Below are 17,406 nucleotides of genomic sequence, written 5' to 3' on the forward strand. Positions count from 1 at the left end.
AGTCGGGCTGGATTCGATACTCCCCGCTGCGGCCAAAGCCGCAGCATCTGCCGCCCGTCGGCGCGCGCGACGCATTGTGCGCGCCCGTGGCAATGCCCGGACAGGCTTAGCGCGCTTTTGCAGCGTGCGGTGTGTGAACGCCGTGCTTTGAAGCCGTATTCGCAGGTGCCCTATGGCCGCCGGCCCCGTCTTTCGGGCCCAAGCGCCTCTTCAGGCAATTCTCCCCGCCAGCGTTCCCGCTCCAGCGTGCTCGTGACAACACAACAAGGTGCGGCCTGCCGTCGTTCCCGCCCTCGCGCCTGACAACCGCGAGGCGCCGGCAGCGGAGCCGCCTGGAGCCGTTCATGAAACGCATGCTGTTCAATGCGACGCAGCAGGAGGAGCTGCGCGTCGCCATCGTCGATGGGCAAAAGCTCATCGACATCGACATCGAAACCGCCGGGCGCGAACAGCGCAAAGGCAATATCTACAAAGGTGTCATCACCCGTATCGAGCCGTCGCTCGAAGCGTGCTTCGTCAACTACGGCGAAGACCGCCACGGCTTCCTGCCGTTCAAGGAAGTCGCCCGCCAGTACTTCAAGGACGGCATCGACATGCGCTCCGCGCGCATTCAGGATGCCCTGCGCGAAGGCCAGGAACTGATCGTCCAGGTCGAGAAGGAAGAGCGTGGCAACAAGGGCGCCGCCCTCACCACCTTCATCTCGCTCGCCGGCCGTTACCTCGTCCTGATGCCGAACAACCCGCGCGGCGGTGGCGTGTCGCGCCGGATCGAAGGCGACGAGCGCCAGGAACTGCGCGAAACGATGGCGCAACTGCAGATTCCGGACGGCATGAGCATGATCGCCCGTACCGCGGGCATCGGCCGCAGTGCCGAGGAACTGCAGTGGGACCTGAACTACCTGCTGCAACTGTGGCGCGCGATCGAGGCCGCGTCGCAAAGCGGCAACGCCGGCCAGCCGATGCTGATCTATCTGGAATCGAGCCTCGTGATCCGCGCGATCCGCGACTATTTCCAGCCGGATATCGGCGAAATCCTGATCGATACGAATGAAATCCACGATCAGGCCCGGGCATTCATGGACATCGTGATGCCGGACAACGTCGCGAAAGTGAAGCGCTACCACGACGACGTGCCGCTGTTCTCCCGCTTCCAGATCGAGCACCAGATCGAAACCGCGTACTCGCGCACGGTCCCGCTGCCGTCCGGCGGCGCGATCGTGATCGACCACACCGAAGCGCTCGTCGCGATCGACGTGAACTCGGCGCGCGCGACCAAGGGCGCGGACATCGAGGAAACGGCCACCCGCACGAACCTCGAAGCGGCCGACGAAGTCGCCCGCCAGCTGCGCCTGCGCGACCTCGGCGGCCTGATCGTGATCGATTTCATCGACATGGAATCGGCGAAGAGCCAGCGTGAAGTCGAGCAACGCCTGAAGGACGCGCTCAAGCACGACCGCGCGCGCGTCCAGATGGGCAAGATCTCCCGCTTCGGCCTGATGGAACTGTCGCGCCAGCGTCTGCGTCCGGCGCTGTCGGAAGGCAGTCACGTCACGTGCCCGCGCTGCAACGGCACCGGCCACATCCGCGACACCGAATCGTCCGCGCTGCAGGTCCTGCGGATCATTCAGGAAGAAGCGATGAAGGAAAACACCGCGGCGATCCACTGCCAGGTGCCGGTCGAGGTGACTGCCTTCCTGCTGAACGAAAAGCGTCAGGAAATCAACAAGATCGAGTCGCGCTTCAAGGTCGGCATCGTGCTGATTCCGAACAAGCACCTCGATACGCCGCACTACAAGCTCGAGCGCCTGCGTCACGACGACGCGCGCCTCGACGATCCGCGCGCGTCCTGGAAGATGGCCGAGGAAGCGGCCCGCGAGCTCGAGTCGGAAACCGGCTACAGCAAGCGTGCGGCCGAAGTGAAGCCGAAGCAGGAAGCCGCGGTGAAGGGCATCACGCCCGAGCGTCCGGCGCCGAGCCCGGCCCCGCAGCGTCCGGTCGAGCCCGTTGCGGCCCCGGCGGCGCCCGTCGCCGCGGCAAGCGGTGGCTTCATCGGCTGGCTGAAAGGGCTGTTCGGCGTGTCGCCGGCACCGGCACCCGCACCGGTCGCGCCGGCACCGGCGAAGGAGCAGGCAGCCCGTCCGGCTCGCGAGCGCACCGAAAAGACCGAGCAGCGCGGCGGCGATCGCAATCGCAACCGTCGCGGCGGCGCCCAGCAGGCGCAGGGCGGCCGCGATCAGGCAGCGGCGGGCCGTGGCCAGCCGCAACGCCAGGAACGCGAAGGCAAGGAAGTACGCGAACCGCGTGAAGGCCGTGAGCCGCGCGAGGGTCGTGAACTGCGCGAAGGCCGGGAAAACCGCGAGGGTCGCGAGGGCCGTGGCCCGCGCGAAGGTCGCGAGCCGCGCGAAGGCCGTGAGCCGCGCGAACCGCGTGAAAACCGCGAACCGCGCGAGCGTGTCGAACAGCCGGAAGGCGTCGAAGCAGCCGGCCGTGGCGAGCGACAGGAACGCGGCGAGCGTCGCGAGCGCGGCGAACGCCGTAAGCCGACCCAGCATGCGGCCACGCTCGAAACCGTCACCCGCGGCGAAAACCACCCGGAACCGGAAACCGACAAGGCCGTCGCAGAAGCCCTGCCCGGGGCGGAACCGGCAGCCGATGCGGAAGCTGGCGCACGTGACGGCGAAGAACGCCGCCGTCGCCGTCGCGGCCGCCGCGGCGGTCGTCGCGAGCGCGAGGAAGATGGCGCAGTCGACCAGGCCGAGCAAGGCGCCGAAGGCGAAGTCGCAGCGCAAGCCGTGACGCCGAACGCACCGGTCGCAGCCGAGCCGGCCCACACGGCCGCACCGGCAGTCGCCGCGGCCGTTGCAAGTGCGGTCGCCGCGGAAGCCGTCGCCGAGCAGCATGCCGCTCCGGCCGCCGTCGAAGCGCAGCCGGCACCGGCAGCCGAAGCGGCACCGGCCGCGCCGGCCGAGCCTGTCGTCGCCGTCGAGGCAGCCGAACTGGCACCGGTCGCACCGGCGGTCCCGGAAGCCGGCCCGGCGCCGGTCGCGGTGTCGCCGACCGATGCGTTCGAAGTGCCGGCAGCCGCACCGGCCGCTGTCGAAGCGCCGCAAGCCGCGCCCGTCGAGGCAGCCGCACCGGCCGTCGCGACCGAAGCCGCTCCGGTGGCGGTCGAGGCGCCGGTCGAGGCAGCACCGGCCGAGGCCATCGCTGCACCGGCACCGGCTCCCGCCCCGACACCGGCTGCCGCTCCCGCGCAACCGGCAGCCGCGCCCGCTTCGGCGAGCCTGGATGCCGTGCTGGAGCAGGCCGGTCTCGTCTGGGTGAACACGGACGCCGACAAGTTCGCGGCCGCGCAGGAAGCCGCGTCGCGACTCCCGCGCCCGGCCCGCGTGCCGCGCGAGCGCAAGGTGCTGCCGCCGGTCGATACGGCCCCGATGCAGCAGGTCGAAACGACGCACCACTGAACGGCGCATCGCACGACCAGGAAAAGCCCGCCTCCGGCGGGCTTTTTCATGTCCGCGCTGCGGGTTTCCGCCCACCGGACCCGCCGGCCGGTTGCGGCTAAAATAGCAGTCTGGTCCGCACTTCTTCCAACATGTCCCGACGCATCATTCCTCTCGCCAACGTCAGCGGGATGCCGGACGTCTCCGGCGTCGCGCATGCCCCCGACGGCACGCTGGCCGACACGTTCGCCAGGCCGCTGCGCGACCTGCGCATTTCGGTGACGGATCGCTGCAATTTCCGCTGCGTGTACTGCATGCCGCGCGCGGTCTTCGACAAGGACTACCCGTTCCTGCCGCACAGCGCGCTGCTCACGCACGAGGAAATCGAGCGCGTGGCGCGGCTCTTCGTCGCACACGGTGTCGAGAAGATCCGCATCACGGGCGGCGAGCCGCTGCTGCGCAAGAACCTCGAATTCCTGATCGAGCGGCTCGCGCGTCTGACGACGCACGCCGGCCGCCCGCTCGACCTGACGCTGACGACCAACGGCTCGCTGCTCGCCCGCAAGGCGCGCGCGCTGAAGGACGCCGGGCTCACGCGCGTCACGGTCAGCCTCGATGCGCTCGACGATACGCTGTTCAAGCGCATGAACGATGCCGAGTTCGCCAGCGCCGACGTGCTCGACGGCATCTTCGCCGCGCAGGCCGCGGGCCTCGCGCCGGTCAAGGTCAACATGGTCGTGAAGCGCGGCACCAACGACGGCGAGATCCTGCCGATGGCCGAGCGGTTCCGCGGCACCGGCGTGATCCTGCGTTTTATCGAATACATGGACGTCGGCACGTCGAACGGCTGGAACATGACCGAAGTGCTGCCGTCGGCGGACGTCGTCGCGCGTATCGCCGAACACTTCCCGCTCGTGCCGCTCGAGCCGCACACGGCGGCCGAAACCGCGCAGCGCTGGGGCTATGCGGACGGCAGCGGCGAGATCGGCGTGATCTCGAGCGTCACGCAGGCCTTCTGCGGCGACTGCACGCGCGCGCGACTGTCGACCGAAGGCAAGTTGTACCTGTGCCTGTTCGCGTCGACCGGCCACGACCTGCGTGCGCTCGTGCGCGGCGGCGCAAGCGATGCCGAGATCGCGACCGCGATCGCCCGCATCTGGCAGGCGCGCACCGACCGCTATTCGCAGCTGCGCGGCAGCGCCTCGTCAGACGCCGCGCCCGAAGGCGCCGGCAAGCGCGTCGAAATGTCGTATATCGGCGGCTGACGCACGCCGCTCTTTCCGCCCGCGCCCGATGTCCGCTCCCGCGTCCGCCTCTCCGTCGATCGCCGGCCTGCTGCTCGCAGGCGGGCGCGCGACCCGCATGGACGGCGTCGACAAGGGCCTGCAACTGCTCGACGGTACGCCGCTCGCGCTGCACGTGCTGCGCCGGCTGTCGCCGCAGGTCGACGAGACGCTGATCAGCGCGAATCGCCATGCCGATCGCTATGCCGAACTCGGTGCACCGTTCGACGCGCGCATCGTCGCCGACGAAACCTCCGACTTCCCCGGGCCGCTCGCGGGCCTGCTTGCCGGCATGCGCGCGGCGCGCGCGCCGCTGCTCGCGTGCTCGCCATGCGATACGCCCTATCTGCCCGCCGACCTCGTCGCGCGGCTGCATGCGGCTCTCGACGCGCAGCAGGCCGACATCGCGATGGCGGTTACCGTCGACGCGCAGCAGATGCGCTCGCCGCAGCCGACGTTCGCGCTGCTGCGCACGTCGCTGGCCGACGACCTGGCCGCCCGGCTCGCGGCCGGCGACCGCAAGGTGCGTGCGTGGTACGCACGCCACAAGACGGTCGAAGTCGAGTTTCGCGACGAGCGTGCGTTTTACAATGCCAACTCCTGGCAGGAACTCGCCGCGCTAGCCCGCCGCTGACGGCTCGCGCCGTTCCCGCCCGGCGCCCGCCGCACGCGAAACCCGCGCCCAGGCACCCTCCTCGCGCCACCGGCCACGAACCCGATACGCCTTGCGGCGCAGTCCGACTGATGATCACGCAATCCTCGCCCGCTTCCCGAACCGCACCCGGCCCCGATGCCCCGCTGTCGCTCGCCGACGCACAGGCGCTCGCGTGCCGCTTCGCGGCGCCGGTCGACGCATACGACACGGTGACGCTGCGCGATGCGCTCGACCGCGTGCTCGCGGCCGACGTGAGCGCACCGTTCGACATTCCCGCGTACGACAACTCGGCAATGGACGGCTATGCGTTCGACGGCAGCAGCGCAGCATTCGCATCGGCGCAGGGCGAGGTCGCGATGACGGTCGCCGGCACCGCGTTCGCCGGCCATCCGTTCGACGGCGGCGTGGCGGCCCATGCCTGCGTGCGGATCATGACGGGCGCGCCGATGCCGGCCGGATGCGACACGGTGATTCCGCAGGAACGCGTACGCGTCGATGGCGACACGATTCGCTTCGCCGCGCGCGACGTCGCGCGCGGCGCGAACTGCCGCAAGGCCGGCGAGGATCTCGCACGCGGCGCCTGCGCGCTGGCCGCCGGCCGTATCCTGCGGCCATCGGATCTCGGCCTGCTCGCGTCGTTCGGCGTCACCGACGTCACGGTGCGCCGGCGTGTGCGCGTCGCCGTGTTCTCGACCGGTGACGAGCTGCGCGAGCCCGGCGAACCGCTCGGCCGCGGCGCGCTGTACGACAGCAATCGCGGGATGCTGATCGCGATGCTCGAACGGCTGCACGTGGACACGATCGATCTCGGAATCGTCCGCGACGACCCGGCCGCGCTCGAGGCCGCATTGCGCGACGCCATCGCCGCGCAGGCCGATGCGGTCATCACGTCGGGCGGCGTGTCGGTCGGCGAAGCCGACTTCACGCGCGACGTGATGGCGCGGCTCGGCGACGTGACGTTCGCCAGTCTCGCGCTGCGGCCCGGCCGGCCGCTCGCGTGCGGCACGCTCGCACGCGAGGGCGACAGCGCCGGCCACGCGCTGTTCTTCGGGCTGCCCGGCAATCCGGTCGCCTCCGCCGTGACGTTTTACGCGATCGTGCGCCCCGCACTGCTGACGCTGGCCGGCGCGCAGACGCCGCCGCCGGCCATGTACACGGCGCTCAGTACGCAGCCGTTGAAGACGCGTCCCGGTCGCACCGAATACCTGCGCGGCATCGCGACGCGCGCCGCCGACGGCCAATGGCACGTCGCACCGGCCGGATCGCAAAGCTCCGCGTCGCTGAGCGGTCTCGCAGCCGCCAACTGTTTCATCGTCCTGGGCCACGATACCGCGGCAGTCGACGCGGGCGCCCCGGTCGACATCCTGCCGCTCGACGGCCTGGTCTGAATTCCAATCGGTATATCACTACGGGGGCAATCCGCACATGAAGAAACAAATCTCGTCGATCGCCGCGGGGCAGACCGCAAAGGCGCTGATCCTCGTCTACCTGACGTTCAGCGTGCCGATCGTGCTGCTCGGCATTCTCGTCGCGTATATCCGTTACGGGATGGTCGAGTTGAGCACGATCCTGAGCGCACTGCTGCTGAACGCGATCCTCGGTTTCGTGCTGCTGTGGATCGCGTGCCATGCGTACAACTGGGTCGCGTCGCGCTTCGGCGGCATCGAGATCGTGCTGTCCGATCCGCCGGAGGAAGCGTGAGCGGCACGCCGCTGATCCGCGCGGCCGACCCGCGCGACATCGGCGCGATCCTCGCGCTGATGCGCGAGCTGGCCGAGTTCGAGAAGCTCGCGCATCTGTTCGTCGCGGCCGAAGCCGATCTCGCCGACGCGCTGTTCGGCGAGCACCCCGCTGCCGAAGCGCTGGTGGCCGAGCGCGACGGCGCGATTGTCGCGTACGCGCTGTTCTTCCACAACTATTCGACGTTCCTCGGCCGCCGCGGACTCTATCTCGAGGATCTGTACGTGCAGCCGTCGCAGCGCGGCACGGGCCTCGGCACTGCGATGCTGCGTCATCTCGCGGCACTCGCCGTCGAGCGCCGTTGCGCGCGCTTCGAATGGTCGGTCCTCGACTGGAACCAGCCGGCGATCGATTTCTACGAAAAAATGGGGGCAACCGTGCTGCCGGAGTGGCGCATCGTGCGCGTGACGGGCGACGCGCTGGGCACGCTCGCCGCGCATTGAGCGCGAGCCGGCCGCGCCGGCCACCGCCGCCAACGAAAACGGGCGCCGCGTAAACTGAACCCCAGAAGCTGGACGGTTCAGGAATGCTAGGGCAGTTGCCGCCAACGCGCGTCACGCGTCGTCCGCATCGGCGCCTTCGGCCCCTTCCGCGCCGAGCAGACCGGCCGCCGCATCGCCCGGCAGCGCCTCGACCTGCTTCAGCTTGCGGCTCATCACACGCGTGCGCTGCTCGGCAGACTCGATCGAACGCGTGACCGTTTCGAGCTGCGCCTTCGTGCGCGCGAGCACGTCGCCGAACTTGCCGAACTCCGTCTTGACCGCACCGAGCACCTGCCACACCTCGCTCGAGCGCTGCTCGATCGCGAGTGTGCGGAACCCCATCTGCAGGCTGTTCAACAGGGCGGTGAGCGTGGTCGGCCCGGCGACCGTCACACGATAGTCGCGCTGCAGCAGGTCGGTCAGCCCCGGGCGGCGCAGGATCTCCGCATAGAGCCCCTCGGTCGGCAGGAACAGCAGCGCGAAATCGGTCGTGTGCGGCGGCGCGACGTATTTCTCGGCGATCGTGCGCGCTTCCATCCGCACCCGCGCCTCGAGCGCACGCGCCGCCTCCTCGACGGCCACCGCATCGGCGCGCTCCTGCGCGTCGATCAACCGCTCGTAGTCTTCGCGCGGGAATTTCGCGTCGATCGGCAGCCACACCGGCGGCGCGTCGCGCGTGCCGGCAGCGCGGCCCGGCAGCCGGATCGCGAATTCCACGCGCTCGGTACTCTTCGGCACCGTCGCGACGTTCTTCGCGTACTGGTCGGCCGTCAGCATCTGTTCCAGCAGCGCCTCGAGCTGCACTTCGCCCCAGGTGCCGCGCGTCTTCACGTTGGTCAGCACCTTCTTCAGGTCGCCGACGCCGGCCGCGAGCGTCTGCATCTCGCCGAGCCCGCGATGCACCTGTTCGAGCCGGTCCGACACGAGCTTGAACGATTCGCCGAGCCGCTGCTCGAGCGTCGCGTGCAGCTTCTCGTCGACGGTGCGGCGCATCTCCTCGAGCTTCGCTGCGTTGTTCGTCTCGATTTCCTTCAGCCGCTGTTCGAGCGTCGCACGCACTTCGCCGATCCGGCGGTCGTTCGCCTCGGTCAGTTGCGTGAGCTGTCGGTTCAACGTGTCGCCGAACAGCCGCAGCGCGCCCGTCTGTTCGTCGCGCGCCTGCTGGGCCTGGCGCTGCACGCTCTCGCGCATCGCATCGAACTGCTGCGCATTGCCGGCGACGAGCTTGCCGAGCTGCTGCGCGAACCCCTCGATCTGGCTGTTCTGCACGGTCGCCACGCTCGTCAGTTGCGCGGCGAGCGTCTGCTGCAACTGGGCAAAGCTGCCGGCCAGCTCGGTACGCGACCCGCGCGCATTTTCGACGATCTCGCCGCGTAATTCGCGTTCGAGCCGCTCGACCGCGCGCGCCTGCGCATGCGCGGCATCCTCGATCCGGTCGCCGAGCACGGCCGCGTCGTCGTGGCGGCCGCCGCCGCGCACGAGCGCGACGATCGCCACGACGAGCGCGACGGCCAGCACGACGACCGCCGCAAGCAACAACGTCATCGTCATGCGCGCGGCTTCCCGATCACGTCAGGGTTGATCGGATTCGGCGGCTGCCCCGCACGCGGCCCCTCGCCCAGCGCGGCGATCAGGTTGTCGGCGGCGAGATTCGCCATCGCGCGGCGCGTCCTTTCGGTCGCGCTCGCGATATGCGGCGTCAGCACGACGTTCGGCACTTCGAGCAGCGCCGGATGCACGCTCGGCTCGCCCTCGTACACGTCGAGGCCGGCCGCGGCGATCGTCCCGTCGCGCAACGCGGCGGCCAGCGCCGCATCGTCGACGATCCCGCCGCGCGCGATGTTGGTCAGCGTCGCCGTGGGTTTCATCTTCGCGAGCTCGGCCGCGCCGATCGTGTGATGGTTCTCTTTCGTGTACGGCAGCACGAGCACGACATGATCGGCGCGCGCGAGCAGCGCATCCTTCGACACGTATTCGGCATCGAGCTCGGCTTCGATCTCGGGCGCGACCCGCGACCGGTTGTGATAGATCACCTGCATCCCAAAGCCGCGCGCGCGGCGCGCGAGCGCCTGGCCGATGCGGCCCATCCCGATGACGCCGAGCGTCGAGCCGTAGATGTCGGCACCCAGGAAGCCGTCGTACGCCCACTTCTGCCAGTGACCGGCGCGCAGCCAGTGTTCGGATTCGGCGATCCGACGCGCGGCGGCCATCATCAGCGCCCAGCCGAAATCGGCGGTCGACTCGTTCAGCACGTCGGGCGTGTTGGTGCCGAGCACGTTCGCGGCGTTGAACGCGGCCATGTCGAAGTTGTTGTAGCCGACCGCCATGTTCGCCACGACGCGCAGGCGCGGCGCGACCGCGAGCGTCGCCGCGCCGATCGGGTCGCCGGCCGTCAGCGCGCCGTCCTTGTCGGCCAGACGCGCGGCGAGCGCGTCGGGCGTGAGCACGTCGCCGTCGTTCCAGTCGACTTCGAAATACTGCTCGAGCCGTTCGATCACGTCCGGAAAGATCGGACGCGCGACCAGGATCTTCTGCATCGCCATCTCCGCATGCCGCGGACGGGTCGTAGCGCCGTGCGCCGCCGGGACCGCCCGCTCGGGGTTGAAAATCGTCAGCTTACGCCGGGAAGAAAAGCCACGACGTCAGCAGGAATACCGGTATCAGCACGACGAGCGCCCAGCCGAGGTACGCAAAGAAGCTCGGCATCTTCACGCCGCGCGATTCGGCGATCGCCTTCACCATGAAGTTCGGCGCGTTGCCGATATAGCTGTTCGCGCCCATGAACACCGCGCCGGCGGAAATCGCGGCGAGCGTCGATGCGCCGGTCGTCATCAGCGTCTGCGCATCGCCGCCCGCGAGATTGAAGAACACGAGATAGGTCGGCGCATTGTCGAGGAACGACGACAGGATGCCCGTCGCCCAGAAGTACATCGCATCGATCGGCTTGCCGTCGGGCCCCGTGACGAGATGGACGATCTGCGCGAACGCGCCGTCCGCCCCCGCGCGCAGGATCACGATCACCGGCGCGATCGTCACGAAGATGCCGGCGAACAGCTTCGCGACCTCCTCGATCGGCGCCCAGTTGAACGCGTTGCCCTCGCGCGCGGAACGCGGCGTCAGCGCGAGCGACACGAGCGTCACCGCCACGAGCGCGACGTCGCGTACGAGATTCTGCAACGCGACGTGCGTGCCCCACACGTCGAACGAGATGCCCGGCTTCCACACGCCGCTCATCAGCACGAGCGCGATCACGGCCGCCAGCAGCACGAAGTTGATCTTGCCGTCGATCGACAGCGCCGCACCGTCGGGCGTCGGATCGAGCGCGGCCGGCCGCTCCTCGCCGCCCTTCCGGTAGAAGTACGTATCGAGCGCGAAGAACAGCGTCAGCAGCACCACGCAGATGAACAGCATCGGCAGCGCGAGATGCGTGGTCGTCCAGAAGAAGCTCACGCCGTTCAGGAAGCCGAGGAACAGCGGCGGATCGCCGAGCGGCGACAGCGAGCCGCCCGCGTTCGCGACGAGGAAGATGAAGAAGATCACGACGTGCACGACATGCTTGCGGTTGTCGTTGGCGCGCAGGAGCGGCCGGATCAACAGCATCGCGGCACCCGTCGTGCCCATCACGCTCGCGAGCAGCGTGCCGAGCGCGAGCATCGCGGTATTCAGCTTCGGCGAACCATGCAGATTGCCGTTCACGCAGATGCCGCCCGCGACCGTATAGAGCGCGGTGAGCAGCACGATGAACGGGATGTATTCCTCGAGCAGCGCATGCACGAGCGTGCCGAACGCGGTGCCGGCGCCGAACGCGACCGCGAACGGCGCCAGGAACACGATCGCCCAGCCGGCGGCGATCTTGCCGAAGTGGTGATGCCAGAACACGGGGGCGACGAGCGGAAACAGCGCGATGGACAGCAGGATCCCGGCGAATGGGATCCCCCAGAGCGCCGACAGCGTGGAACCGTCGAGCGTGGCGGCCGATGCGAGCGCGGGAGCGGCGCCAAGCGCGATTCCCGACGCCATGCCCGCCCAGGCGGCATGTCGTTTCATGCGGAACTTCCTTGTTCGAAATAAGGGTGAAGGCAGCGGGCGCGTCATGCGCCCCGTACGACGATCGCGTGCACGCGGTACGGACCGTGTGCACCCAGAATGATCGTTTGCTCGATGTCGCCGGTGCGCGACGGGCCCGACACGAAATTGACCGCGCGCGGCAGTTCGCCGCGCTCCGCGCGAATCAGCGCGAACGCGTCTTCATGACCGGCGACGATGCGCGACGCCGGCACGATCGCGATGTGGGTTTCCGGCAGCAGGCCAGCCGATGCGTAAGTGTCGGGGCCGGACAACAATACCAGCGACCCCGTTTCGGCGGTCGCGCAAAAGCAGCCGGTCAGGCCGACGAGATCGCCGTCACGCGGCTTGCGGCACTCGACCGACAGGCCGGCGGCGGCCCAGTCGAGATCGGCCAGCGTGCGCCATGCGATGGCCTGCGCCGGCAGGCCGTGAGCGGCAAGATAGCGGGCGGCGGCGGCAGGCACGTCGGCCGGCGTCGCGACTTCGTCGACCGTGGTCGACAGGCGCTGCGCTTCGTCGACGAAAGCGGCGACGAGGTCGGCCGGCACCGGCGGGCGCGGGCCTTGCGGATGACGGGCAAGGTAGTCGGCGACGCCGTCGCGCTCCGCTGCATCGGGTTCGGCCGCGCGCCCCTGCGCCGCGCGGATGCGCGCGAGGATCTGGCGACGGGCAGCGGAAGTGTCCATGAACGGTCCTCGTGACGTTGCGTGCAATACGTCGGATTATACCGGCCACCCCTGCTGCGACACACCCTCGGCCAAACGGCCGGCGCCTACTTCGACGCGTCTTCCTCGACCGGCTGCGCGATGCCGAACACCTGGCGCAGGTACGCGAGATACGCCTTGTCGTCGCACATGCTCTTGCCCGGCGAATCCGACAGCTTCGCGACCGGCTGGCCGTTGCAGCGAACCATCTTGATCACGATCTGCAGCGGCACGTAGCCGAGATCGTTGGTGAGGTTGGTGCCGACGCCGAACGCAAGCTTGCAGCGGCCGCGGAACCGTTCGTACAGCTGCATGACCTTCGGAATGTCGAGCGCGTCCGAGAACACGAGCACCTTGGTGCGCGGGTCGCACCGGTTCGCCTCGTAATGACGCAGCATCCGCTCGCCCCAGTCGAACGGATCGCCCGAATCGTGGCGCGCGCCGTCGAACAGCTTGCAGAAGTACATGTCGAAGTCGTTCAGGAACGCGTCCATGCCGTAGACGTCCGACAGCGCGATCCCGAGGTCGCCGCGATACTCCTTCGCCCACATCTCGAAGCCGTAGATCTGCGAATCGCGCAACCGCGGGCCGAGCGCCTGGCACGCCTGCAGGTATTCGTGCGCCATCGTGCCGAGCGGCGTGATGCCGTGCTTCATCGCGTACAGCACGTTGCTGGTGCCCGCGAACTGCGGGCCGAGCCCGTCGCGCAGCGTGAGCGCGACTTCCTCGTGCCAGACCTTCGAGAAGCGCCGGCGCGTGCCGTAGTCGGCGATCTTGCAGTCGGCGAATTCGGGCTTCGCGCCGAGCAGCTTGATCTTCTCGCGCAGCCGTTCGCGGCCTTCGCGATAGTCGGGCTCGCGCTGCGTGTTGCGGAAATAGACTTCGTTGACGATCGCGAGCACCGGGATCTCGAACAGGATCGTATGCAGCCACGGCCCCTCGATCACGATGTCGATCTCGCCGTTGCCTTTCGGCGACGGCGTGATCGAGATGTACTTCTCGTTCAGGTGGAACAGCGCGAGGAAGTCGACGAAGTCGCTCTTGATGAAGCGCATCCGCCGCAGATAGTCGAGTTCGACGTCGGAAAAGCGCAGCGAGCACAGGCCGCGCACCTCGTCGCGAATCTCGTCGATGTACGGCACGAGATCGACGCCGGGCGTGCGGCACCGGAAACGGTATTCGACGTTTGCAGCGGGAAAGTGATGCAGGACGACCTGCATCATCGTGAACTTGTAGAGATCCGTGTCGAGCAGCGAAGTGATGATCATGATGACGGCAGCGCCAATAGCGTGACCGGCCCCGACGCACCGCGCGCCGCCCGGTCTGTCGACCATGTTACCCGAATGCGTGCCGGACCATCGCGAAACCGCCCCCGCCACGCCGCATCGCGCTCGTGCCCGGCGCGCGGTTGTGTCCGCCTTGCGCCCACCATAAACTAATCACGAAACGATATAAGCCGGATAGCCGACCACGCCATGCGGGTTTTGCGCTTCAGTTACAATGCCGCTTTTGGCGCAAACGCCACCCCATATATACCGCCAAGCAGGAGCGTTTTAATGACTCACGTTGTGACCGAAGGCTGCATCAAGTGCAAATACACGGATTGCGTGGATGTGTGCCCGGTGGATTGCTTCCGTGAAGGTCCCAACTTTCTCGCCATCGATCCGGACGAGTGCATCGACTGCGCCGTGTGCGTCGCCGAATGCCCGACCAATGCGATCTATGCCGAAGAAGACGTTCCGGGCGACCAGCAGCAGTTCACCGCGCTGAACGCGGAGCTGGCGAAGAACTGGCCGTCGATCACGAAGACCAAGCCGGCGCCCGCCGATGCGGACGAGTGGAAGGACGTGCAGGACAAGCTGCACCTGCTCGAACGCTGATCGCACGACGGCGACTGAAAAAAATTTTATTCGCTGCGGCTCCAAAGTATTGACAGGTTAGCGAACACTCCATACAATCTCGTTTCTCTGCTGTTGTTGTTTGTTCCCCGATAGCTCAGTCGGTAGAGCGCCGGACTGTTAATCCGTAGGTCCCTGGTTCGAGCCCAGGTCGGGGAGCCAAAAACGCAAAGGCCCGTTGAAAGTGGACGGGTTTTTTGTTGAACGAAGCAACACGCAGATGTACCGATTTATTCCCCGATAGCTCAGTCGGTAGAGCGCCGGACTGTTAATCCGTAGGTCCCTGGTTCGAGCCCAGGTCGGGGAGCCAAATAGCGAAAGGCCCGTCATTCGACGGGCCTTTTGTTTTTCCGGCCGCCGTTCCGCCCTTCCGCTTTTCGTGGCCCGGTCACGCGCATGCTAGAGTCTCTGTCCCGCATTCGCATCCGGTTCCGTCGATGAAGCATCGCCTACTGCTCTCCGCCCCTCTCGCCCTCCTGCTCTCCGCGTTCGCTGCAGCGCCGTTCGCGCAGGCGGAGGAAGTCGGCAGCGTCAATACCCATTTCCGCGTCACGGGCTCCGATCGCGTGGTCGTCGAGGCCTATGACGATCCGGTCGTGAACGGCGTGACCTGCTACGTGTCGCGCGCCCGCACCGGCGGGATCAAGGGCACGCTCGGCGTGGCCGAGGATCCGAGCGAGGCATCGATCGCGTGCCGGCAGGTCGGCCCGATCAGCTTCAAGGAACCGCTCAAGCAGCAGACCGACGTGTTCAGCGAACGCATGTCGTTCATCTTCAAGACGCTGCACGTCGTGCGCGTGGTCGACAAGAAACGCAACACGATCGTCTACCTGACCTACAGCGACCGCATCGTCAGCGGCAGCCCGAAGAACGCCGTCACCGCGGTGCCGATGCCGGCCGGCACGACGATTCCGGTCAAGTAAGCCCGCTCCCGCCGGGCGCGCGAGCGATACACTGTCGGTTCGACCGCTCCCGCGCCCGCTCATGTCCGCCACCCGCCTTCCCGATTCCGCACGCTACTGGCGCACGCCGCTCGTGCCGGACGCGGATCTCCTCACGGCCACCTATCGCGATCACGCGTTCGCGCCTCACTGGCACGACGCATACACGATCCCCGTGATTCTCGAAGGCGCGGAACGCTTCACCTATCGCGGCACCGGCCATGTCGCCGAAACGGGCACCGTGCCCGTGATCAATCCCGGCGAAGTCCATACGGGGTCGCGTGCCGCCGACGAGGGCTGGTGCTATCGCGTCAGCTACATGCCGGTCGAATTCATCCGCGAACTCGCCAGTTCGATCGCGGGCCGCCCGCAGGATGCGCCGTGGTTTGCGCCCGACGTGATCCGCGACGCCGATCTCGCGGCCCGGCTCACGCTCGCGCACCGGATGCTGGAAGCCGGCAGCGAGCAAGCGCTGTCGTCGCATGCACCCGTGCAGTCGGCCGACGCGCCGCGCATCTACGATCCGCTCGCCGCCGAAACCGCGATGCTCGACGCGCTGTCGACGCTGATCGCGCGCCACGCCGTCGTGCGGCCGCAGCCGGCGCCGCTCGCGGCCGACGAACCGCGCGTCGACGCGATGCGCGAGCGGCTCGCCGCCGATCTGACGTGCACGGTGACGCTCGACGATGTCGCACAGGCGGCCGGCCTGTCGCCGTTTCACGCGGCGCGCCTGTTCACCCGTACGGTCGGCATGCCGCCGCATGCGTGGCGCAATCAGCTGCGGCTGCAGCGGGCGCTGGCGCCGCTGCGCGCGGGCATCCCCGTCGCCGATGTCGCGGCGGCCAGCGGCTTCGTCGACCAGAGCCATTTCACGCGGCATTTCAAACGGATGTTCGGCGTGCCGCCCGGGCGCTGGCAGGCAAGCTGACGCGCGGCTTCCCGCGGCCGTCGGCCGCGCCGCGACCCGCGCCGGCCGGCACGCGAACCGGCGCCGCTCCGGCGTGCGCAAGAACATACAAGCCGGCTCGCCACCGGCCCGCTATCCTCCCCCTCATGGAGGAGCGCTTCTTGAACAAGACACCCGCATCGCCCCCGCGCCGCCCGCTCAACGAATGGCTCGACGGCGCACGCGACACGATTCCGATGATGATCGGCGCGGCACCGTTCGGCGTGATTTTCGGCACGCTCGTCGGCGGCGGCCCGCTCGCCGCATGGCACGGCGCGCTAATGTCGCTCGCAGTGTTCGCGGGCTCCGCGCAGTTCATCGCGCTCGGCCTGATCGCCGGCAGCGCGGGTTTCGCCGTCGTGCTCGCCACGACGCTGATCGTGAACCTGCGCCACCTGCTGTACAGCGCGACGCTCGCGCCCTATGTCGCACACCTGCCGCTGCGCTGGCGCGCGACGCTTGGCGCGTTGATGACCGACGAGGTGTTCGCGGTCGCCTACGGACACTACCGGCACTACCCGCCCGGTACGATCGGCCCCCACTACTTTTTCGGCTCCGGGCTCGCGATGTACCTGAACTGGCAGGTCTGGACGCTCGCGGGCATCGGCTTCGGCACGGCATTCCCGGGCCTGCAGTCGCTCGGCCTCGATTTCGCGATGGCGGCGACCTTCATCGCGATCGTCGTCCCGCAGCTCGGCACACTGCGCTACTTCGCGGCGGCCGCCACGGCCGGCACGCTCGCGTACTTCTGGCAGGGCTGGCCGTACAAGCTCGGGCTGCTCGGCGCGGTCGCCGCCGGCGTCGCGATCGGCGTCGTGCTCACGCTGCTGCACGATCGCACGCGCGCCGGCTCCCGCCCGGAGGCTGCGTCGTGAGTTACGCGCTGCTGATCCTCGGGATGGCCGTCATCACGTATGCGATCCGTTCGACGCTGTTCCTGTTCGGCGAGCGGCTGACGTTCCCGCCGCTCGTGCGGACCGCGCTCGGCTTCGTGCCGGTCACCGTACTGACCGCGATCATCGTGCCGATGACCGTCTCGCCGCACGGCGGCACGGCCGAGCTGACCTGGCGAAACCCGCAGCTCGTCGGCGCGCTCGCGGCCGTGCTCGTATCGGCCGCGACCCGCCGCCCGCTCGTGACGATCGCCGCCGGGCTCGCGGTGTTCTTCCTGTGGCAAGGGGTCGTACTGCCGCACTGGCTGCCCGCCTGAGCGCAGGCTCCGTCGCGCACGCTCAAGTTTCCGCCC

General features: G+C 68.4%; 16 protein-coding genes and 2 tRNA genes. 13 read left to right on the forward strand and 5 right to left on the reverse strand.

The genetic code is table 11. The features are described 5' to 3' along the window. Positions 1–344: 344 nt before the first annotated feature. The 6 genes from WS89_RS13725 to WS89_RS13750 all read left to right on the forward strand — a co-directional run bounded on the left by WS89_RS13725 (position 345) and on the right by WS89_RS13750 (position 7,564). Positions 345–3,464, forward strand: coding sequence for an Rne/Rng family ribonuclease (locus tag WS89_RS13725; protein WP_059791483.1), 3,120 nt, complete (start codon positions 345–347; stop codon positions 3,462–3,464). A gap of 131 nt (positions 3,465–3,595) precedes the next feature. Next, on the forward strand, positions 3,596–4,708 hold the full coding sequence (moaA, locus tag WS89_RS13730; protein WP_059791486.1) for a GTP 3',8-cyclase MoaA: 1,113 nt from the start codon (positions 3,596–3,598) through the stop codon (positions 4,706–4,708). 28 nt (positions 4,709–4,736) lie between these two features. Further along, the gene (gene mobA, locus WS89_RS13735; protein ID WP_059501607.1) at positions 4,737–5,360 is read left to right on the forward strand and encodes a molybdenum cofactor guanylyltransferase MobA; all 624 of its coding nucleotides are present in this window, start codon (positions 4,737–4,739) and stop codon (positions 5,358–5,360) included. Positions 5,361–5,470: 110 nt separating this feature from the next. Further along, positions 5,471–6,769, forward strand: a complete 1,299-nt coding sequence (gene moeA, locus WS89_RS13740) for a molybdopterin molybdotransferase MoeA (RefSeq protein WP_059791488.1) — start codon at positions 5,471–5,473, stop codon at positions 6,767–6,769. 37 nt (positions 6,770–6,806) lie between these two features. Next, positions 6,807–7,082 (forward strand): hypothetical protein, encoded by a 276-nt coding sequence (locus WS89_RS13745; RefSeq protein ID WP_006476519.1) that lies wholly within the window; start codon positions 6,807–6,809, stop codon positions 7,080–7,082. Further along, the gene (locus tag WS89_RS13750; protein ID WP_059791490.1) at positions 7,079–7,564 is read left to right on the forward strand and encodes a GNAT family N-acetyltransferase; all 486 of its coding nucleotides are present in this window, start codon (positions 7,079–7,081) and stop codon (positions 7,562–7,564) included. The genes WS89_RS13745 and WS89_RS13750 overlap by 4 nt, the downstream gene beginning before the upstream one ends. Positions 7,565–7,675: 111 nt before the next feature. Here WS89_RS13750 and rmuC read toward each other — a convergent pair whose 3' ends face one another. From rmuC to pncB, 5 genes are all read right to left on the reverse strand, one after another. After that, a complete protein-coding gene (rmuC, locus tag WS89_RS13755; RefSeq protein WP_059791493.1) occupies positions 7,676–9,154 on the reverse strand; it encodes a DNA recombination protein RmuC in 1,479 nt (492 codons plus the stop codon). Further along, a complete protein-coding gene (locus WS89_RS13760) occupies positions 9,151–10,140 on the reverse strand; it encodes a 2-hydroxyacid dehydrogenase (protein WP_059791935.1) in 990 nt (329 codons plus the stop codon). The genes rmuC and WS89_RS13760 overlap by 4 nt, the downstream gene beginning before the upstream one ends. 79 nt (positions 10,141–10,219) lie before the next feature. Continuing rightward, positions 10,220–11,650, reverse strand: coding sequence for a sodium:proton antiporter (locus tag WS89_RS13765; RefSeq protein WP_059791495.1), 1,431 nt, complete (start codon positions 11,648–11,650; stop codon positions 10,220–10,222). A gap of 44 nt (positions 11,651–11,694) precedes the next feature. After that, a complete protein-coding gene (locus WS89_RS13770) occupies positions 11,695–12,357 on the reverse strand; it encodes a LutC/YkgG family protein (protein ID WP_059791496.1) in 663 nt (220 codons plus the stop codon). 86 nt (positions 12,358–12,443) lie between these two features. Continuing rightward, entirely contained in the window at positions 12,444–13,643 is a 1,200-nt protein-coding gene (gene pncB, locus WS89_RS13775) for a nicotinate phosphoribosyltransferase (RefSeq protein WP_034206754.1), read from the reverse strand. A 288-nt stretch (positions 13,644–13,931) separates the two neighbouring features. Between pncB and fdxA the strand changes: the two genes are divergently transcribed. The 7 genes from fdxA to WS89_RS13810 all read left to right on the forward strand — a co-directional run bounded on the left by fdxA (position 13,932) and on the right by WS89_RS13810 (position 17,370). Next, complete coding sequence (gene fdxA / locus WS89_RS13780) at positions 13,932–14,255, forward strand: ferredoxin FdxA (protein WP_009688972.1); 324 nt, start codon at positions 13,932–13,934, stop codon at positions 14,253–14,255. 104 nt (positions 14,256–14,359) lie between these two features. Next, a tRNA-Asn gene (locus tag WS89_RS13785) sits at positions 14,360–14,435 on the forward strand. A gap of 72 nt (positions 14,436–14,507) precedes the next feature. Then, positions 14,508–14,583 (forward strand) — tRNA-Asn (locus WS89_RS13790). A gap of 127 nt (positions 14,584–14,710) precedes the next feature. Continuing rightward, a complete protein-coding gene (locus tag WS89_RS13795) occupies positions 14,711–15,196 on the forward strand; it encodes a CreA family protein (protein ID WP_059501619.1) in 486 nt (161 codons plus the stop codon). A gap of 61 nt (positions 15,197–15,257) precedes the next feature. Further along, the gene (locus tag WS89_RS13800) at positions 15,258–16,142 is read left to right on the forward strand and encodes an AraC family transcriptional regulator (RefSeq protein ID WP_059791498.1); all 885 of its coding nucleotides are present in this window, start codon (positions 15,258–15,260) and stop codon (positions 16,140–16,142) included. Positions 16,143–16,267: 125 nt separating this feature from the next. Then, complete coding sequence (locus WS89_RS13805; protein WP_059791500.1) at positions 16,268–17,035, forward strand: AzlC family ABC transporter permease; 768 nt, start codon at positions 16,268–16,270, stop codon at positions 17,033–17,035. Next, positions 17,032–17,370 (forward strand): AzlD domain-containing protein, encoded by a 339-nt coding sequence (locus WS89_RS13810; RefSeq protein ID WP_043181927.1) that lies wholly within the window; start codon positions 17,032–17,034, stop codon positions 17,368–17,370. Before WS89_RS13805 ends, WS89_RS13810 begins: the two co-directional genes overlap by 4 nt. Positions 17,371–17,406: the final 36 nt, after the last annotated feature.

Source organism: Burkholderia sp. MSMB1072 (assembly GCF_001524725.1).
GTDB lineage: Bacteria > Pseudomonadota > Gammaproteobacteria > Burkholderiales > Burkholderiaceae > Burkholderia.